The sequence below is a fragment of the Actinoplanes sp. NPDC049668 genome (genome assembly GCF_044465445.1).
GTDB lineage: Bacteria > Actinomycetota > Actinomycetes > Mycobacteriales > Micromonosporaceae > Actinoplanes.
Window position 1 is genome coordinate 66,437 of the sequence record NZ_JBITLR010000013.1, and the last position, 16,846, is coordinate 83,282.

Genomic DNA, 16,846 nt, shown 5'->3' on the forward strand with positions numbered 1-16,846 from the left:
TCCTTTGTGGACGATGCGACGAGCATGATCGATACCTTCGAGTCGCCTCAGCACTTGTGGGCGTTTCACAATCGGCGAACGAAGGTCCTGAGCTGCAGATTCACAGCGTCAAGATCAGCTGTTCTAAAATTCGATCTTGGAGGTCGGACAGTTCATTGCCGACTCACTCGTTCGGCATAACAACGGTCAATTTCTATTTGTCTACGCGCCGCACGGCGGCGAAAATGCAGCGTGCGCGTGAGCTTTCTCAAGATTGACCGGTTCCGTGGGTGGCGTCACCTCGAGCTGCAGCCCGGTGATCACGTCCTGCTGAGCGGGGTGCCGCGTGGCGGGCGCTCGGATGCCATCGAGGCACTCAGCCGCGTGCTTAGCCTCGACTTGTTCCGGCGCGGGGTGACGCCGTCCGACCTGTGGCAGGAACTTCAGCCCGCGGCGGACGACGAAGCCGCACCCGCTTCGGTCGGCACGGATGGCGAGGACGTACCCGTTGACGACGCGACCGTGCCTGCGGTTGCCGTGACTGGTGGGGCCTCGGCCAAGGCGCCGGCACTTGCCAGCGGGGATGCGGATGCCGGGCTCCCGGCTGCCCAGGTTGTCGTGCGCAGCCGCGTGGCAGAGGTCGAGGTCACGCTCGTCGACCTCGACGAGGAGCTCGAGCAGCTCGCAGAGGGTTTCCTCGAGCCGGTCGGTAACGATGGCCGTGCCGTCGAGCCGGACGGTGACGTCCCGGACGGGGCCGGCTCGTGCCTGCGTTTGACCTACCGCATCGGACACGATGAGGAGACGGACACCCTCGAGCACTTCGTGTACTTCCCGGCTGGAAGCAGCCCGGCAACCGAACACTTCCTCCGGGTGCCGATCAAGGTCCGCCGGGCGCTGCCGGTGGTGGTGCTCGGCAACGATCAGCCGTTGCAGCTTCGCGGTGGGGCCGCGTTGCGTCGGGTCCTGGACACGATCGACCCAGTCGCCGCGACGCAGGCGTTCGACCGGCTCGACGAGACCGTGTCCAGCGGGGTGGCCCAGCTGGCGACGAACCATGCGGTACGTCAGGCGGTCGGTCTCGCGCTGGGAAGCGGCCAGGTGGGGGCCCGCATCGGCGACCAGCCGGTCAGCGCCGAACAGGTCGGGTTCCAAGCGGATGACGGGTCGGTGCACGGCATTCTGCGTTCCCTGCAGGCGACGCTGCACCTGGACGGCGCCGGGCCGCTGGGTCTCTCCGCGCACGGCAGCACCGCCACGGCGACTCTGTCGGTGGCGGAGGCGATCATGCAGGCCACGGTGCCCGGTGCGGTCGTGCTCGCCGATGATTTCGGGGACCGCCTGGACGCGGCGGGGGCCGAGCACCTGGCAGCGGTGCTGCGTGCCAACTCGGGGCAGCTGTGGATGTCGACGCGGCGCCCGGAGGTGGCGCGGGCCTTCAGCTTGAACGAGGTCATCCGATTCGCACGCCGCAACGGCGTCCGGTCGTACCACCGGCTAGCGCGGCCGACCAATCGCAAGGCCATCAAGGCGCAGCGGCAGTTGCACACACAGCTGCTGGCGGCGCTGACGTCGGACACGGTGGCGATCACCGAAGGGCCGCATGACGTCGCCGTCTACGGGGCGGTCGACCGGCTTCGGCTCCCGGCGGCGCTGCCGGTGTCTGCGTTCGGGGTGCGCATCGTGTGTGCGGGGACCGGCGGCGACGGGGGCATCACCGTGATCCCGCACATCGCCGAGCTGGCCCGCGATCTCGGGTTTCGGGTGATCGCGCTCATCGATCATGACAAGGCTCATCACCAGACGGGCAAAGAACTCGAGGCGGTCGTCATGGCGTGCGATGCGGTGATCCGCCTGCCCGAGAAGGTGGCCATCGAGAAGGCCGTCCTGCACGGGGTGCCGATTGAGACGGTGCGCGCCGCGACCGCTGCCGTCACCGACCTGCTCGGCATCTCCGATCCGGCCAAAGACAAGCCCGATGACGCCGCACGCAAGGCGGTTGTCTCGGCCCTGCATAGCTCGTCGTTTCACGAGCAGCTCGTCGACGCCATCTTCGAGGAGACCGGCCTGCTGCCGCCGTTGGTCACGGCCGCGCTGGACGCCCTCGCGCTCGTTGCTCGGGCGGGATACGCCGGCCCGGCGATGATCGACATTGCCCTGCCCACGGCCGTATCGGATCCGACGCCATGACCTACGAGCCCGACGGTGAACAACGGGCCGTCATCGACAGCTCCGCCCCCGTCATCGTGGTGCTGGGCGGTGCCGGCACGGGAAAGACCAGCACCGCAGCCGCAGCCGCGCGGGCGCACCTGCTTCGCGCCGACCAGCGGCGCGCTGCTGTCGCCCGTGACGCCGTCCTCAGCGGGCAGCGCACAGCACTGCCGGCACCCGACCGGGTGCTGTTCCTTTCCTTCTCCCGTACCGCGGTGAGCCAAGTCATCGACCGGGCCGGCGGGGTGATCGGCCCGCTCCTTCAGCGCATCGACGTGAACACCTTCGACGGCTTCGCCTGGCGGGTCATCTGCCACTACGGCCGGGCCCACGGCTATCCCCCGCCGCAGGTAGTGCTCAGCGCAGCCAACTCCCGAGTCGATGGCATGCGGTCGGGGCTCACCTACGGCCAGTTGATCCCCGCCGCAGCCCATATCCTGCGCGCGCCGGAGGTCGCCGCGCACTACGGCGGCCGATACGGGTTGATCATCTGTGACGAGTTCCAAGACACCGACGACGAGGAGTGGGAGTTCCTCCAGCTGATCGCGCCGCGGGCGCGACGCGTGTTCCTGGGCGATCTCAACCAGTGCATCTACTCCTTCAAGAAGGTCGATCCTCATGGCCGCGTCGCTGAAGCGCTGGCGCTTGACGGTGCGGTGTCGCTGCCGCTGCGACCGGCGAGCCACCGCGACCCCTCGGGTGTGCTGCCCGCCGCCGCTGACGCCGCACGCGAGCGCGACTTCGATCACCCGGCGATCCGTGAGGCGGTCGCGGCCGGACGTCTACGGCTCGTCGAAGCCGACTCCGCCAGCCACCACCGGGTCGCCGCCGACCTCGTCACCAACGCGAGAGAGCGGCGGCACACCGTCAGCGTCTTCACCCACACAATCAAGGCGACCAGCGAGCTGTCCGACACGCTAACCACGATGGGCATCGCCCACGAGCAGGTCGGATTCGGCGAAGCCCAGGGCGAGGCGGCCGGCGCGCAGCTGGAGATGCTCAAGTACGCCCTGGCGATTCCCGGCGCCCAAGCGCGCCGCGCGCTGGCGGTCTACGTCACCGCGACGACCAAAGGCAGCCAGCTGCCCGAACTCGCCGAGCACTTGATGAACCGCAGCAACCCGGACCTCGAGAAGATAATGAAGAACATCGGCGGCGAACTGCGCGCGGCTGGCGCCGTGACCTCTGTCGACTACGCCGCGATCGTCGAGATCATCAGCGGTTCCTACGCCCGGCTGGGAGCAGCCCGCGGCCTGGAGACGTGGGCCGAGGCAACCCCTCGCCTTCGCCGCAACGTGCGATCGTTGGCCGGGGGCCTGCCGTGGGATGACGTCGCAGCGGCCGCCGACCGCACCCGCTTCGACACCCTCGTCGGTGGCATGGCCACGCGGCGGCGCCCCGTCCAGGTGATGAATCTGCACCAGACGAAAGGCCGCGAGGCGGACACGACCATCCTGCTGCTGCAGGAAGACGAATGGCACGGGCGCGAAACTCACCCCTTCCCGCAAGGCTCGCGGCTGGTTTACGTGCTGCTGACCCGCGCCCGGCACAGCGCCTACATCGTAGTGCCGCCCATCCAGCATCCGTTGTGGGCGCCTCTGGTCACCGCTTGTCAGCAGTGGGCTGGCCCGTAGCTCCGATACCGGGTTGGGCGCCCCTGACTCCAATACCGTCCCCACCAGCCGCCATAGACCGGGTTCGGTGCCGCACCACCGCAAGTTCACTAACGGACTAAGGCCACAACCCGCACGGCATCCTAGGGGGCTGGGTTGTACCGTCCCCTCGCCCGAGCGGGAGGAGGGTCCCCGAATCGGCGTACACGCGCCCCGCACATACAGGGGTGGTTCCTCGACGCCGTCCAACGCCGCCGGCTTGACTCTGTATCGCCGAGGCCAAGTAAAGGCGCAATTCGCCTCTGCCTGCGAGCAGCGGAACACCGAGACAACAGCAGAATTTCCGAGGGGAGATCAGTCCACCGAGGACCGCGACTCGCGTTTTCGCAGGTCATCGGCACGCTAAAAGGTTTTGAACCTGCGACCCGGAGGCGCGGCTCCCAAGCAGTTGATCAACATCCACTCGGCGCCGCAGACGACATGGAGGCCGCAAACGAGGCACTGCGGAAGGCCGACCATGTTTCAAAACGAGGGGTTTTCGAGGGGCGACCGCTGATCGACAAAAACGGTGACCTGCGTTTCCGCAGGTCACCGGCCTTATTTTGTCGGGCTGACAGGATTTGAACCTGCGACCCCTTGACCCCCAGTCAAGTGCGCTACCAAGCTGCGCTACAGCCCGATGCCACGCCCCGGTACCCCAGTGCGCGGCAACCACATCACCCTACCAACAACCCAACCCCGACCACACACCGGTATACCGGCGCGTCAGCCGTGTGCCTTACCCCGCCCACCAGGCCCCAACTTCTTCCGAGGCCGGACAGACACCTCGATCGGACTCCCCTCGAACCCGAACTCCTCACGAAGCTTCCGCTCCACGAAGCGCTGATACCCCGCGTCCAAGGGCCCGGTCGTGAACAGCACGAACCGGGGCGGCGAAACCCCCGCCTGCGTGGCGAACATGATCCGCGGCGCCCGCCCACCCCGAACCGGGTGCGGGGTGGCCTGTGTCAGCGCCGTCAGCCACTGGTTCAGCGCCCCGGTGAGGATCCGCTTCTCCCAGCTCGCCAAGGCCCGGCGAATGGCCGGCGCCAGCTTGTCGACGGCCCTCCCGGTCTTGGCGGAGATGTTCACCCGGATCGCCCAGGGGATCCGCTTGAGCTCCCGCTCAACCTCCTTCTCCAGGTAGTTCCGCCGATCATCGTCGACGAGATCCCACTTGTTGAAGGCGATGACCAGCGCCCGCCCGGCCTCGACCACGGAGGTCAGAACCCGCTGGTCCTGCTCGCTGATGACCTCGGCGGCGTCGAGCAGCACGACCGCGACCTCAGCCGCCTCGACCGCCCCGGCGGTACGCAGCGACGCGTAGTACTCCGTGCCGGAGGCGTGGCTCACCCGCTTGCGCAGGCCGGCGGTGTCGACGAACTGCCAGACCTCGCCGTCCATCTCGACCAGGCTGTCGACGGGGTCGACGGTGGTGCCGGCGACGGAGTCGACGACGGCACGTTCCTCGCGGGCCACACGGTTGAGCAGCGAGGACTTGCCTACGTTCGGGCGGCCGACGAGCGCTACCCGGCGAGGGCCGCGTGGGCCGCCCTCGATGATCGGCGGCGCGGGCGGGACGGCGGCGAGAATCGCGTCGAGCAGGTCGCCCGAGCCGCGGCCGTGCAGTGCGGAGATCGGGAACGGCTCGCCGAGGCCCAGGCTCCAGAGCGCGACGGCCTCGTGCTCGATGGCCTGGTTGTCGGCCTTGTTCGCGACCAGGATGACCGGCTTGTGGCTGCGGCGCAGCATCTTCACGGCCTTCTCGTCCACGTCCGTGGCGCCGACCATGGTGTCGACCACGAAGATGACCACGTCGGCGGTCTGCACCGCGATCTCGGCCTGGGCGGCGATCGCGGCCGCCCGGTCCTTGGCGTCCGGCTCCCAGCCGCCGGTGTCGACGACGGTGAAGCGGCGGCCGTTCCACTGGGCGTCGTACGGCACCCGGTCCCGGGTGACACCGGGCTTGTCCTCGACGACCGCCTGGCGGCGGCCGATGATGCGGTTGACCAGCGTCGACTTGCCGACGTTTGGCCGGCCGACCACGGCTACTACGGGGACTGGACCCTCGGCGGGCGGGGAATCCACGTCCAGGACGAAATCGGGGGCCTCGCTCACGAACTCACCTTGCTGTTCAGCATGCTCAGGAGCTCCGCGACGACCTCGTCGATGCCCATGCCCGTGGTGTCGAGCGTGGTCGCGTCGGAGGCCTGGCGGAGCGGGTCGGTGGCGCGGCTCGAGTCGAGCTTGTCGCGGCGTGCCAGGTCGGCCTCGGTGGCGGCGACGTCGGTGGCGTCCTCGGCGCTGCGGCGCTGGGCGCGGGCGGCGGCCGAGGCGGTCAGGTAGACCTTCAGGTCGGCGTCGGGGGCGACGACCGACGCGATGTCGCGGCCCTCGACGATGATGCGGGGGGCGGCGGCGATGATGTCCTTCTGGAGCTGGACCAGCATGGCGCGTACCGCCGGGACCGCGGCGACGGCCGAGACCGCGCCGGTGACCTCGGGGCCGCGGATGGCCGCGTCGACGTCGATGCCGTTCGCCTCGAAGTGGGGGGCGGACGGGTCGGTGCCGATCGACAGGTCGGTCTCCTGGGCGATCTTCAGGACGGCGTCGGCGTTGTGGGGGTCGGCGCCGGCGTGCAGCACCGCCCAGGTGATCGCCCGGTACATGGCGCCGGTGTCCAGGTAGATGCCGTCGATCGCGGTCGCGAGCCGACGGGAAACGGTGGATTTGCCCGATCCCGAGGGACCGTCGACGGCCACTACACACCGCTCGGGCCGTACTGCCTGCACCACCGTTACCTCCATGAAGACCGACGAATCAACAACCCATTGTGCCCGGCGGGCGAAGCTCAGTCGCCGACGGCCTTGAACAGTGCGCCGACCTCGGCGTTCGACAGCCGGCGGAAGCCGCCGGGGCGCATGTCGCCGAGGCGGATCGGGCCGACGGCGGTGCGGATCAGGCGGGACACCGGGTGGCCGACCTCGTCCATCATCCGGCGGACGATGTGCTTGCGGCCCTCGTGCAGGGTGATCTCGATCTGGGCGGTCTTGCCGATCGCGTCGATGAGCTTGAACGTGTCGACCTTCGCCGGGCCGTCCTCGAGCTCGACGCCGCCGAGCAGGCGGCGGCCGACGTTGCGGGGCAGCGGGCCGGCCACCTCGGCCAGGTAGGTCTTGGCGATTCCGTACGACGGGTGCATCAGCTTGTGCGCGAGCGCGCCGTCGTTGGTGAGCAGCAGCAGGCCCTCGCTGTCGGCGTCGAGGCGGCCGACGTGGAAGATCCGCTGTTCGAACGTGCCGAGGAAGTCGGAGAGCTCGTTGCGGCCCTTCTCGTCGTCCATGCTCGAGACCACGCCGCGGGGCTTGTTCATCGCCAGGTACACCAGCTTGGTGTTGGTGACGATCCGGGCGCCGTCGACCTGGATCTCGGCGGTGGCCGGGTCGACCTTGTCGCCGAGCTGGGCGACGCGGCCGTTGACGGTCACCCGCCGGCGGAAGATCAGGTCTTCGCAGGCACGGCGGGATCCGACCCCCGCGGTGGCGAGGATCTTCTGCAGCCGTATCGCGCCGGCCTGGTCAGCCTGAGGCATCAAGTACTTCTTCCACGTCGTCGGGTAGGAACGGGGCCAGCGGCGGGAGCTGGTCGACCGAGTTGAGGCCGAGCTTCTCCAGGAACAGCGCCGTGGTGCGGTACAGGAATGCCCCGGTCTCGCCCTCAGTGCCGCATTCCTCAATGAGGCCGCGAGTGTTAAGCGTACGCATGACGCCGTCGCAGTTCACACCGCGGATGGCCGAGATGCGCGACCTGGTCACAGGCTGCTTATAGGCAACTACAGCGAGTGTTTCCAGGGCGGCCTGTGTCAGCCGCACGGACTGCCCATCCAGCACGAACCGCTCCACATACGGCGCATATTCCGGCCGGGTGTAGAGACGCCAGCCACCCGCCGCCCGCCGCAGGTCGAACCCGTGCCCGGCCGCCGTGTAGCGCGCCGAGATGTCCTCCAGCATCGCGCCGACCCGCTCGGCCGACTGCTCCATGATCTGCGCAAGCTGCAACTCGGCGACCGGCTCATCAACGACCAGCAGGATCGATTCCAGCGCCGCCCGCAACTCCCCGTCCTCCATCGGAACAGGCGATACTTCCTCTTCTTTTTCAGTACGGCGCGACGGCTCCTCAGAAGCAGCACCGTCGCCCTTGCGGCGACGACCCTGGGCCGGGATCTCGGAACCGGGCCGTGCCGGGCCCTCCGGCTCCTCACCAGCACCGGCACCGGCGACATCCGCCGCGTCGGGCACCACCGCGGCCACCACCAACGGCTCAGCGACATCGTCCAGGCCCCGCCCAGCGGCGTCCTCCGCGGCGAGCTCGTCATCCTCTTCGTGCCCCGGAACGTCCTCCGCCAACGACGGCTCGACCTCGGCGTCGGCGTCTGCGGCGTCCTCGAAGGCGGCGTCCTCCGTCGGGGCGTCCTCGATCGGGGCGTCGGCCGTCGGCCACGAGGCGTCCTGGTGCTCGGCGGCGTCGGCGATCGCCTCGGGCATCGGCAGCTCGGGCCCGCCGCCGACCTCGGCCGGCTCACCGGGCAGCTCCAGCGGCGCGTCGACGCCCGGCTCCCCCTCGGCTTCGCCCGGGAACGGCGGCAGTTCCTCCGGCGCCCTGGTCCCGCCCTCGGCCGGGTTCGCCCCCTCGAAGTCAGGCTCCTCTTCCACTTGAGTGGCGTCGGCCACAGGCTCCGCCTCGGCGGTGGGCTCGTCGTGGTCCTCGTCGTCGGCGGACCGCTGCGACGCCGCGTACTCCTCGTCGGGCGGGCGCTGCGCCCGTTCCCACGGCGGCACCCAGGAGGCTGCCTGCGCGGCAAGGGATTCGGGTCGCTGGTCGGTCATCGCTGTTCCTCGTCGATTGAATCTGCGAACTCGGCTTCCTGGCCTTGATCGTCGGCGTCTGCGGGGGTGTCGGGCGGGGCGGCGTCCGGTTCGGTGGCGGCCGTGTCCGGCTCCGGCGGGGTGCCCTCGTAGTCGTCGATGTCGAGCTCGACGTCGGCCTGGTCGCCGCCGACCCAGCGCACCGTCATCTCCTCCAGCGACACCGGCTGCTCGAACTCGATCAGCCCCTCGCGGTAGAGCTCCAGCAGCGCCAGGAACCGCGCCACCACCTCGAGGGTGTTCTCGCAGTCGGCGATGAGCAGGCTGAAGGTCGCGCTGCCGGCCCGGCGCAGCCTGTCGCTGATCAGCACCGCGTGCTCGCGGACGCTGACGCGCACCTGGTGGATGTGCGCGATCGACACCTCGGGCGGGCCCGGCTTGGGTAGGAACTGCCGCAGCGCCAGCTTCAGCAGCCGCTCCGCGCCGACGCCGAGCACCAGGTCCGGCAGCGCCTCGGCGTACCGGGGCTCGAGGGAGACCGCGCGCGGCCACCGCCGCGCGCCGACGCCCTCCAGGTCCGCGATGACGGCCGCGGCCTCCTTGTAGGCCTTGTACTGCAGCAGCCGGGAGAAGAGCAGGTCGCGGGCCTCGAGCAGGGCCAGGTCCTCCTCGTCCTCGACCTCGGCCGCCGGCAGCAGCCGGGCCGCCTTCAGGTCGAGCAGGGTGGCCGCGACCAGCAGGAACTCGCTGGTCTCTTCGAGGTCCCAGTCGTCGCCCATGGCCCGGATGTAGGCGATGAAGTCGTCGGTGACCTGGTGCAGCGCGATCTCGGTCACGTCGAGCTTGTGTTTGCCGATGAGCTGGAGCAGCAGGTCGAACGGCCCGGTGAAGTTCGTCAGCCGCACGGTGAACCGGCCGGAGTCGACCTCCGGGACGCCGTCGACGGCGGCGGCGCCGAGGTCGGCGGCGTCCAGTACCGCGGCGTCTGCGGCGCCCGGCTCGGCGGGCTGCGGCGACGGGACAGGCTGTTCGGGCACGTGCTGACGGTAGTCCACGGGTCCGACCGGCTGCTCTCGGCTCATGCTCAAACCCCCGCGACCTCGAGTGCAGTTCCCCCCAAGATCAACGCAACGGGCGCCGAGCGGTAACTGTCCGTGCGGGGCCCGGAATCGCCGTACCCGAAAGATGTGATCCTGGTGGCATGACGACACGGGTGGCGATGTGGTCCGGGCCGCGCAACATCTCCACGGCCATGATGCGCAGCTTCGGCTCCCGCGCGGACACCGTGGTGGCCGACGAGCCGTTCTACGCGCACTACCTGGCCGTGACCGGCCTCGACCATCCCGGCCGCGACGCGGTGCTGGCGAGCCAGCCGAACCGGTGGCAGGACGTGGCCGCGGCGCTGACCGGCCCGCTGCCGGACGGCGCGGCCGTGCACTATCAGAAGCACATGGCCCACCACCTGCTGCCCGGCATGGGCGGGTCCTGGCTGTCCGGCCTCACCCACGCGTTCCTGATCCGCGATCCGGCGCACGTGGTCGCCTCCTACGCCCGGGTGCGCGGCGAGCCGACGCTGGCCGACCTCGGCTACCCGCAGCAGGCGGAGCTCTTCCGCGCCCACGGCGGGCCGGTGGTCGACGCCGCCGACGTGCTGCGCGACCCGGACGCGGTGCTGCGCCGGCTCTGCGCCGCCCTCGGCCTGGAGTTCGACCCGGCCATGCTGCGCTGGCCGGCCGGTCCGCGCGACACCGACGGCGTGTGGGCGCCGCACTGGTACGCGGCGGTGCACGCCTCCACCGGGTTCGCGCCGTACGACCCGGCGCCGGCCGAGGTGCCGGACCGGCTGCGCCCGCTCGTCGCGGCGGCCCTGCCCTACTACGAGGAGCTGGCCGCGCGCCGGCTCACTCGGTGACCACCGGGGTGCCGTGTGCCCGGGCGTGCTCCTGATAGAGGCGGGCGATCCGGGTGGTCAGGTCGCCGGGCTTCCCGGCCCCGATCGGCCGGCCGTCGATCATCGTGACGGCGGCGATCTCGCCCATCGTGCCGGTGCAGAACGCCTCGTCCGCGGCGTACAGCTCGGCGAGCGACACGTCGCGGACCGCGGCCGGGATGGCGGCCGCGCGGGCCAGCTCCAGCACGGTCTGCCGGGTGATGCCCTCCGGGCAGGCCGCGGTGGTCGGGGTGACCAGCGATCCGCCGATCACGGCGAACAGGTGGGTGGCGTTGGTCTCGGCGACGAAGCCGCGGCCGTCGAGCATCAGCGCGTCGTCGGCGCCGGCCACGTTCGCCTCGATCTTCGCCAGGATCGAGTTCAGCAGGTTGTTGTGGTGGATCTTCGGGTCGAGCACGTCCGGGCCGGGGCGCCGCACGCTCGCGGTGATCAGCCGCAGCCCGGTGGTGTCGTAGACCGGCGCCTTGAACTCGGCCAGCACGATCAGCGTCGCGCCGGCCTGGTTCAGGCGCGGGTCCATCCCGCTGGTGATCTTCACGCCGCGGGTCAGGGTGAGCCGGATGTGCACGCCGTCGAACATCCGGTTCGCGCGCAGGGTCGCCGCGATCGCGTCGGTGAGCTCGGCGTCGGTGGGCACGGCCGCGAAGTTCAGGGCGGCCGCGGAGCGCCGCAGCCGGGCGAGGTGCGCGGTGAGCCCGAAGATCCGGCCACGGTAGAGGCGCAGGCCCTCCCAGACGGCGTCGCCGCCCTGCACCGCCGAGTCGAACGGCGAGACGCCGGGCTCGTCGCGGTGCCGCAGTACCCCGTTGACCCAGTACACGATGTCGGCGTTGCGCTCGTCGTAGCTCTGCAGCATCGGCGTCGGCCCCCTGTCCGGCGGTCCCGCGGTCGTGACCAACCTGTGTGGATCATATGGCCGGCCGGGGTGACTAACCGACGCCCGCGCCGGGCGGCGCCAGGTCCGGCTCCGGGTCGGCGGCGGCCGCCGGGACCGCCGCGTAACGGTCGCTCAGCCGCCGGTACGGGCGGCTGCGCAGCGCCGCGACAGTGGCGATCACCCCGATGACGCCGGTCAGCACGAACACCAGCGCCAGCCCTCGGTCGGCGCCGGTGCCGAACCAGGCGCCGATCGCCACGGCGCCCGCGCCGCCCTCGGACATGAACGGGATGAACACGAACTGGGCGATCGGCGCGATCAGGAACGCGGTCAGCGGCGAGGCGGCCTGCTCGACGCTCTGCGCGAAGCCGAAGACCCGGCCCTGCCGCTCGTACGGCACGACCTTCTGCAGGATGGTCTGCTCGGCGGCCTCCGCGTACGGCACGAGCAGCATGTACACGTACATGCCGGCGGCGAGCGGGACGATCGAGGAGTGCAGCGGGAACAGCATGGTGACGGTCCACAGCACGAGGTTGACCAGCAGCAGCAGCCGGACCGGGTTGCCGCCGAGGCCGGTCCGGGCGACCAGCAGCCCGCCGACGATGAAGCCGGTGCTCAGCACGCCCCACAGCAGGCCCCACGCCTGCACCGAGACCAGCGACAACCCGTACGCGTCCAGCAGCGCCATGAACACGCCGCCGAGGAAATTGTTGAACGCCGAGAAGAGGATCAGGGCGGTCAGCCCGGGCACCGCGGCGATCACCCGCATGGTGCCCCGCACGTCGACCGTGCGCTTGGCCGCGGCGGGGTGGTCCGGCTCGCTCGCGCGCTCCGGCACCTCGACGAAGGCCAGGTGCGCCAGCGCGACGGCGAGCACCACCAGCGCCAGGACCAGCACCCAGAACATGCCGCCGAACGCCACCAGCACGCCGCTGATCACCGACGTCAGCAGGAACGTCACGCCCGAGGTGGTGCCGACCAGCCCGTTGGCCCGGTCCCGGGTGTCCTCGCTGATCAGCACCGTCACCAGCGTCGGCAGCGCGATGGTGCGGATGTTGCCGGCGATCACGCCGAACATCAGCAGCACGATGAGCGTCCACAGGCCGACGCTCGCCGGGTCGGTGAACGAGGAGTGCGGCACGGCCTGGTAGACCACGAAGGCGGCGGCGTACAGCAGGAAGGACGCCGCCGCGGACACCTGCATCATGGTCTTCTTCGAGTGGTGGTCGACCAGGCTGCCGAACCAGATGCCGGTCAGCGCCGTGTTCACCAGGAAGATCCCGGAGACCACGCCGGTGGCGAAGACCGAGCGGGTCTGCAGGTAGACGTAGAAGGTGATCGCGAACCAGACCGTAAAGTTGATCACCGATACCAGCAGCGTGTTGACCAGCAGCTGGTAGAACGCCTTCCGGTTCCCGCGGATGATGCTCATGGCACAGACGGTATTGCCTGAACCCCTGTTGATGTCCAGGCGTTAGTGCATCGACGCTCGTCACACTCCACGCGCGGCGTCCTCGGCGGCGGCCTCCTGCAGCCGGGCGTGCACCCGCTCGAGCAGGTCGCTGCGGGTGAACGGCTTCTCGACGATGCTGACCCCGGGCGGCAGGGTGCCGTTCTCGGTGAGCACCGGTTGGGCGTACCCGGACATGTAGAGCACCGGGATGCCGGGGCGCAGCGCCTGTATCCGGGCGGCGACCTCGTTGCCCATCATGTTCGGCATGATCACGTCGGTGAGCAGCAGGTGGATCGGGCCCGGGTGCTGCTCGGCGAGGCGCAGCGCGCCGGCACCGCCGTCGGCGACCAGCACCTGGTAGCCGGCCCGCTTGAGGATCCGGCTGGCCGCCTCCCGCAGCGCGGCCTCGTCCTCGACCAGCAGGATCGTCTCCTCCGGCGCGGCGGTCTCCGCGGCGGGCGCCTCCGCGGCGGCCGGCACCTCGGTCTCGGCGGCGGCGTCGGTGGCCGGCAGCACCAGCGTGACCGTGGTGCCGATGCCGTTCTCGGAGTAGATCCGGACGTGGCCGTCGGCCGCCGCGATGATGCCGTAGACGGTGGCCAGCCCGAGCCCGGTGCCGGCGCCCTGCGGCTTGGTGGTGAAGAACGGCTCGAACGCGCGCTCGGCCACCTCGGCCGGCATTCCGGTGCCGGTGTCGCTGATCCGGACCCGCGCGTACCGGCCGGGCACCAGCCCGGTGCCGTCGGCGACCTCGTCCTCGTCGAGGCTGGTGTTGCTGGTGTCGATGGACAGCGTGCCGCCGGTCGGCATCGCGTCCCGCGCGTTCACCGCGAGGTTGAGCAGGACCTGCTCGAACTGGCCGGGGTCGACGCAGACCGGCCAGAGCTCCCGGTCGAGGTGGGTGATGAGGTGGATGTGCTCGCCGAGGGTGCGCCGCAGCATCTGCTCGACGTCGCCGACCACGTGGTTGAGGCTGACCACCTGCGCCTGGGTGATCTCGCGCCGGCCGAACGCGAGCAGCTGCTTGGTCAGCCGGGTGGCGCGCTCGGTGGCCCGGGAGATCTGGGCCAGGTCGGCGCGGGCCGCGCTCAGCTCCCGCGGGTCCGGTTCGGGGGCGGCGAGCGTGTCGACGAGCAGCTCGGTGTAGCTGGCGATCACCGCCAGGATGTTGTTGAAGTCGTGCGCCACCCCGCCGGCGAGCTGGCCGAGGCTCTCCAGCCGGCGGGTGTGCTGCATGCGCCGCTCCGCGGCGTCGCGTTCGGCCTGCGCGGCGAGGCGCTCCCGCTCGGCCTGCGCCTGGATCCGCTCCGTGACGTCGCGGACCGCGGCGGAGACGATCACACCCTGTTCCGTCTCGATGGCGGACAGGCTGACCTCGGCGGGGAACTCGCTGCCGTCCTTGCGGACACCCATCAGGGGCTCGGCGACGCCCAGGTCCTGCGGCTGCGGGTCGGCGAAGTACTCCCGGCGCTGGTCGGGTTGTTCGGCGCGGAACCGCTCCGGCGCCAGGATGTCGACATTGCGCCCGAGCAGTTCGTCGCGGTGGTAGCCGAACAGCTGCTCGGCCTGCGCGTTGATCAGGACGATCTCCCCGTCGGCGGTGACACCGACGATCGCGTACGGCGACGCCTCCAGCAGGCCCCGGAACATCGCCTCGGCACGCCGGCGTTCGCTGATGTCGCGCACGATGCTGGCGAAACCCATCGGACGGCCGGCGGCGTCGCTGATCAGAAACGCCGTCAGCGACGCCTGTATCGGCGCGCCGCGTGCGGTCCGATGCTCGACCTCGATCTGCTCGATGCGCTCGCCCCCGCCGACCCGCTCCCGCAGCCGCCGCCCCGCCTCCTGCTGCCCGGGCGGCAGGAGGAACACGAACTCCTGGCCGACCGCCTCCGCGGCGCTGTACCCGTACAGCTCCTCGGCGCCGGCATTCCAGCTGGTGATCATCCCGTCGAGATCCGTGCTGATGATCGCGTCGGTGGAGGACTCCACGATGACGGCCAGCCGCTGGCGCTCCTCGAGCACGGCGGCCCGCTCGGCGAGCGCCGTCGCGTGGGCGCTCAGCTCCGCGAAGAGGGCGACGTCGTCGTCGGCGAACAGCGTCCGGAAGCGGTTGAGCAGCACCAGCGCCCCGCCCTGCACCGTCAGCGGCGCCCCGCTGACGAACCGGGTGCCGGTGAGCCGGGCCAGGTCCGCCGCCACCTGCGGAGGATTGGCCCAGCCGGCCAGCGCGTCGATGGTGATCCCGCTGTGCACCAGCCGGTCGAGGCCGTCGCCGGCGTCGTAGGCACGCTCGTCGAGCGGGCGGTCCGGATCGCAGACCTGCGCCACGGCGCCGTCCGGGCCGGGCAGCAGCAGGACCGCGGCGTCGCCGCCGAGCTCCCGGCGGGCGCCCTGGCAGTAGCGCAGCCAGACCTGTCGCGCCGGAGCGTCCGCCGGGAGGTCGAGCAGCTGCCGCATCACGGAGTACGCCGCGCCGCGGGACCAGACCCGGCGCAGCCAGCGCGGCGGCAGAAATGCGAGCAGGTAGGCCACCGCCGAGACGAGCATCAAAGTCCAGGTCCAGACTATGGTCGCGGGGACCAGCAGCAGCGACGCGCCGAGCAGGGCGGTGCCCACGGCGGCCCACGACAGCCGGATGCGGGCCGCACCGCCGCGGCGGCGGGCCTCGCCGGCCAGCAGCGCCGCCGCGACCAGGTCCATCACGAAGACCAGGAGCGTGGTCTGCCAGGCGGCCCTGGAGGGTTCCGCACTCGGCAGGAAGATGACCTGCGCGCCGCCCACGATCCAGACGGCGACGGCGGCCCAGAGGATCCCGTCCGGCACCCGGCGCAGCCGGCTCACCAGTCGCAGGGTGAGGAAGGGCTGGGCGGCCACCAGGATGACCAGCACCACCACCAGCGCCACGGGTGGTGTGCCCATGAGCATCCGGGCCACTCTGAGGACGAAGGTCATGGACATCGAGGCGAAGACCAGCGCCAGGTCGCGCAGCAGGGGGTCACGGCGCCGCAGGTAGGCCGCCGACGTCCAGACGAAGACCATCACGTAGAGCGCGGTGATCAGCAGCGCTACCTTGGGGTCCCCCACTTGATGATGATTCATCCGATTGCGCCACTACGCGGGCGAACGGCGCGATGCATCATGCATCATCGACCCGGCATTAGGGCCGGGCAGGGCCGACGGGACCCGTCAGCCCCAGACGCGCAGGAAGAGCGTGCCGAGCGCGTCCAGAATCATCAGCAGGAACGGGTACTCGAACGGGAAGAAGCAGCAGATCAGCAGGACCAGCACGCCGACGTTCTTGTCCTCGAACCAGAGCCGCATCTTCTGCATGCCCGGACCCGGACGCCGCTGCGCCGACCACAGGATGCCGAAGCCGTCCAGCGGCGGGATCGGAATCAGCGCCAGCAGCCCGAACGTCAGCAGCCCCACCGCCAGGCAGAGCAGCACCTGCTCACCCAGCGGCAGCGCGAACCCACGCAGCACGTCCGAGGGATGCAGAATCGACAGCAGGAAGTTCGGGTACAGGATCGCGTAGGCCGCGAACAGGACCTGGGAGATCAGGATGCAGGCCAGCGGGCCCGCGGCGAAGACCGCCGCGGCCCGGCCGCGACCCTGGTGGCGCGGCACCTCGTCGACCGAGACCGCCTTGCCCCAGCCCATGCCGCCGACCGCCGCCGCGACGGCGCCGAACGGGTCGACGTCCTCACGCAGCCGCGGCGAGACCGGATCCCGGCGGTCGGCCAGGCGCAGGACCCGTGCCGTGATCCGGATGGCGAGTGCGCGCAGCAGCAGGCCGAGCAGGAACGCACCGACCAGCGCGGCGAACGCGATCGGCTCGCCGAGGGCGAACAGCAA

At 70.6% G+C, this 16,846-nt stretch carries 12 protein-coding genes and 1 tRNA gene; 3 read left to right on the top strand and 10 right to left on the bottom strand.

What is annotated here, in order from left to right; all coding sequences use genetic code 11:
- Window positions 1-237: 237 nt before the first annotated feature.
- Together ACIBSW_RS39780 and ACIBSW_RS39785 are read left to right on the top strand one after the other, a co-directional pair.
- On the top strand, window positions 238-2,169 hold the full coding sequence (locus ACIBSW_RS39780; RefSeq protein ID WP_354721368.1) for a hypothetical protein: 1,932 nt from the start codon (window positions 238-240) through the stop codon (window positions 2,167-2,169).
- A complete protein-coding gene (locus ACIBSW_RS39785; protein ID WP_354721370.1) occupies window positions 2,166-3,824 on the top strand; it encodes a UvrD-helicase domain-containing protein in 1,659 nt (552 codons plus the stop codon). The genes ACIBSW_RS39780 and ACIBSW_RS39785 overlap by 4 nt, the downstream gene beginning before the upstream one ends.
- A gap of 584 nt (window positions 3,825-4,408) precedes the next feature.
- On the opposite strand, the gene ACIBSW_RS39790 is transcribed toward ACIBSW_RS39785, so the two are convergent.
- The 6 genes from ACIBSW_RS39790 to ACIBSW_RS39815 all read right to left on the bottom strand — a co-directional run bounded on the left by ACIBSW_RS39790 (window position 4,409) and on the right by ACIBSW_RS39815 (window position 9,789).
- Window positions 4,409-4,482: transfer RNA gene (locus tag ACIBSW_RS39790), tRNA-Pro, on the bottom strand.
- Window positions 4,483-4,568: 86 nt separating this feature from the next.
- Window positions 4,569-5,960 carry a ribosome biogenesis GTPase Der gene (gene der, locus ACIBSW_RS39795; RefSeq protein WP_354721372.1) on the bottom strand — a complete coding sequence of 464 codons (1,392 nt, stop codon included), beginning with the start codon at window positions 5,958-5,960 and terminating at the stop codon, window positions 4,569-4,571.
- Window positions 5,957-6,637 carry a (d)CMP kinase gene (cmk, locus tag ACIBSW_RS39800; protein ID WP_354721374.1) on the bottom strand — a complete coding sequence of 227 codons (681 nt, stop codon included), beginning with the start codon at window positions 6,635-6,637 and terminating at the stop codon, window positions 5,957-5,959. Before cmk ends, der begins: the two co-directional genes overlap by 4 nt.
- 56 nt (window positions 6,638-6,693) lie before the next feature.
- Window positions 6,694-7,434, bottom strand: coding sequence for a pseudouridine synthase (locus tag ACIBSW_RS39805; protein WP_354721376.1), 741 nt, complete (start codon window positions 7,432-7,434; stop codon window positions 6,694-6,696).
- On the bottom strand, window positions 7,421-8,728 hold the full coding sequence (gene scpB / locus ACIBSW_RS39810) for an SMC-Scp complex subunit ScpB (RefSeq protein ID WP_404799607.1): 1,308 nt from the start codon (window positions 8,726-8,728) through the stop codon (window positions 7,421-7,423). The genes ACIBSW_RS39805 and scpB overlap by 14 nt, the downstream gene beginning before the upstream one ends.
- Window positions 8,725-9,789 carry a ScpA family protein gene (locus tag ACIBSW_RS39815; protein WP_354721378.1) on the bottom strand — a complete coding sequence of 355 codons (1,065 nt, stop codon included), beginning with the start codon at window positions 9,787-9,789 and terminating at the stop codon, window positions 8,725-8,727. The genes scpB and ACIBSW_RS39815 overlap by 4 nt, the downstream gene beginning before the upstream one ends.
- Window positions 9,790-9,908: 119 nt before the next feature.
- Here ACIBSW_RS39815 and ACIBSW_RS39820 point away from each other — a divergent pair, with 119 nt between their 5' ends.
- Complete coding sequence (locus ACIBSW_RS39820; protein WP_354721380.1) at window positions 9,909-10,619, top strand: HAD family hydrolase; 711 nt, start codon at window positions 9,909-9,911, stop codon at window positions 10,617-10,619.
- On the opposite strand, the gene ACIBSW_RS39825 is transcribed toward ACIBSW_RS39820, so the two are convergent.
- The 4 genes from ACIBSW_RS39825 to ACIBSW_RS39840 all read right to left on the bottom strand — a co-directional run bounded on the left by ACIBSW_RS39825 (window position 10,609) and on the right by ACIBSW_RS39840 (window position 16,846).
- Window positions 10,609-11,514, bottom strand: coding sequence for an aminotransferase class IV (locus ACIBSW_RS39825; RefSeq protein WP_354721382.1), 906 nt, complete (start codon window positions 11,512-11,514; stop codon window positions 10,609-10,611). The two genes, ACIBSW_RS39820 and ACIBSW_RS39825, sit on opposite strands and share 11 nt — an antisense overlap.
- Window positions 11,515-11,587: 73 nt before the next feature.
- Window positions 11,588-12,967: an MFS transporter gene (locus tag ACIBSW_RS39830; RefSeq protein ID WP_354721384.1), complete on the bottom strand. Its 1,380-nt coding sequence runs from the start codon at window positions 12,965-12,967 to the stop codon at window positions 11,588-11,590.
- Between the two features lie 60 nt (window positions 12,968-13,027).
- Window positions 13,028-16,075 (bottom strand): PAS domain S-box protein, encoded by a 3,048-nt coding sequence (locus ACIBSW_RS39835; RefSeq protein WP_354721386.1) that lies wholly within the window; start codon window positions 16,073-16,075, stop codon window positions 13,028-13,030.
- 102 nt (window positions 16,076-16,177) lie between these two features.
- Complete coding sequence (locus tag ACIBSW_RS39840; RefSeq protein WP_354721388.1) at window positions 16,178-16,846, bottom strand: hypothetical protein; 669 nt, start codon at window positions 16,844-16,846, stop codon at window positions 16,178-16,180.

What these genes read in the sequence shown, in the direction of transcription:
- scpB (WP_404799607.1), bottom strand. Translation starts at nt 8,728, where the DNA reads ATGACCGACCAGCGACCCGAATCCCTTGCCGCGCAGGCAGCCTCCTGG.
- ACIBSW_RS39815 (WP_354721378.1), bottom strand. Translation starts at nt 9,789, where the DNA reads ATGAGCCGAGAGCAGCCGGTCGGACCCGTGGACTACCGTCAGCACGTG.
- ACIBSW_RS39785 (WP_354721370.1), top strand. Translation starts at nt 2,166, where the DNA reads ATGACCTACGAGCCCGACGGTGAACAACGGGCCGTCATCGACAGCTCC.
- ACIBSW_RS39830 (WP_354721384.1), bottom strand. Translation starts at nt 12,967, where the DNA reads ATGAGCATCATCCGCGGGAACCGGAAGGCGTTCTACCAGCTGCTGGTC.
- ACIBSW_RS39805 (WP_354721376.1), bottom strand. Translation starts at nt 7,434, where the DNA reads ATGCCTCAGGCTGACCAGGCCGGCGCGATACGGCTGCAGAAGATCCTC.
- ACIBSW_RS39825 (WP_354721382.1), bottom strand. Translation starts at nt 11,514, where the DNA reads ATGCTGCAGAGCTACGACGAGCGCAACGCCGACATCGTGTACTGGGTC.
- ACIBSW_RS39820 (WP_354721380.1), top strand. Translation starts at nt 9,909, where the DNA reads ATGACGACACGGGTGGCGATGTGGTCCGGGCCGCGCAACATCTCCACG.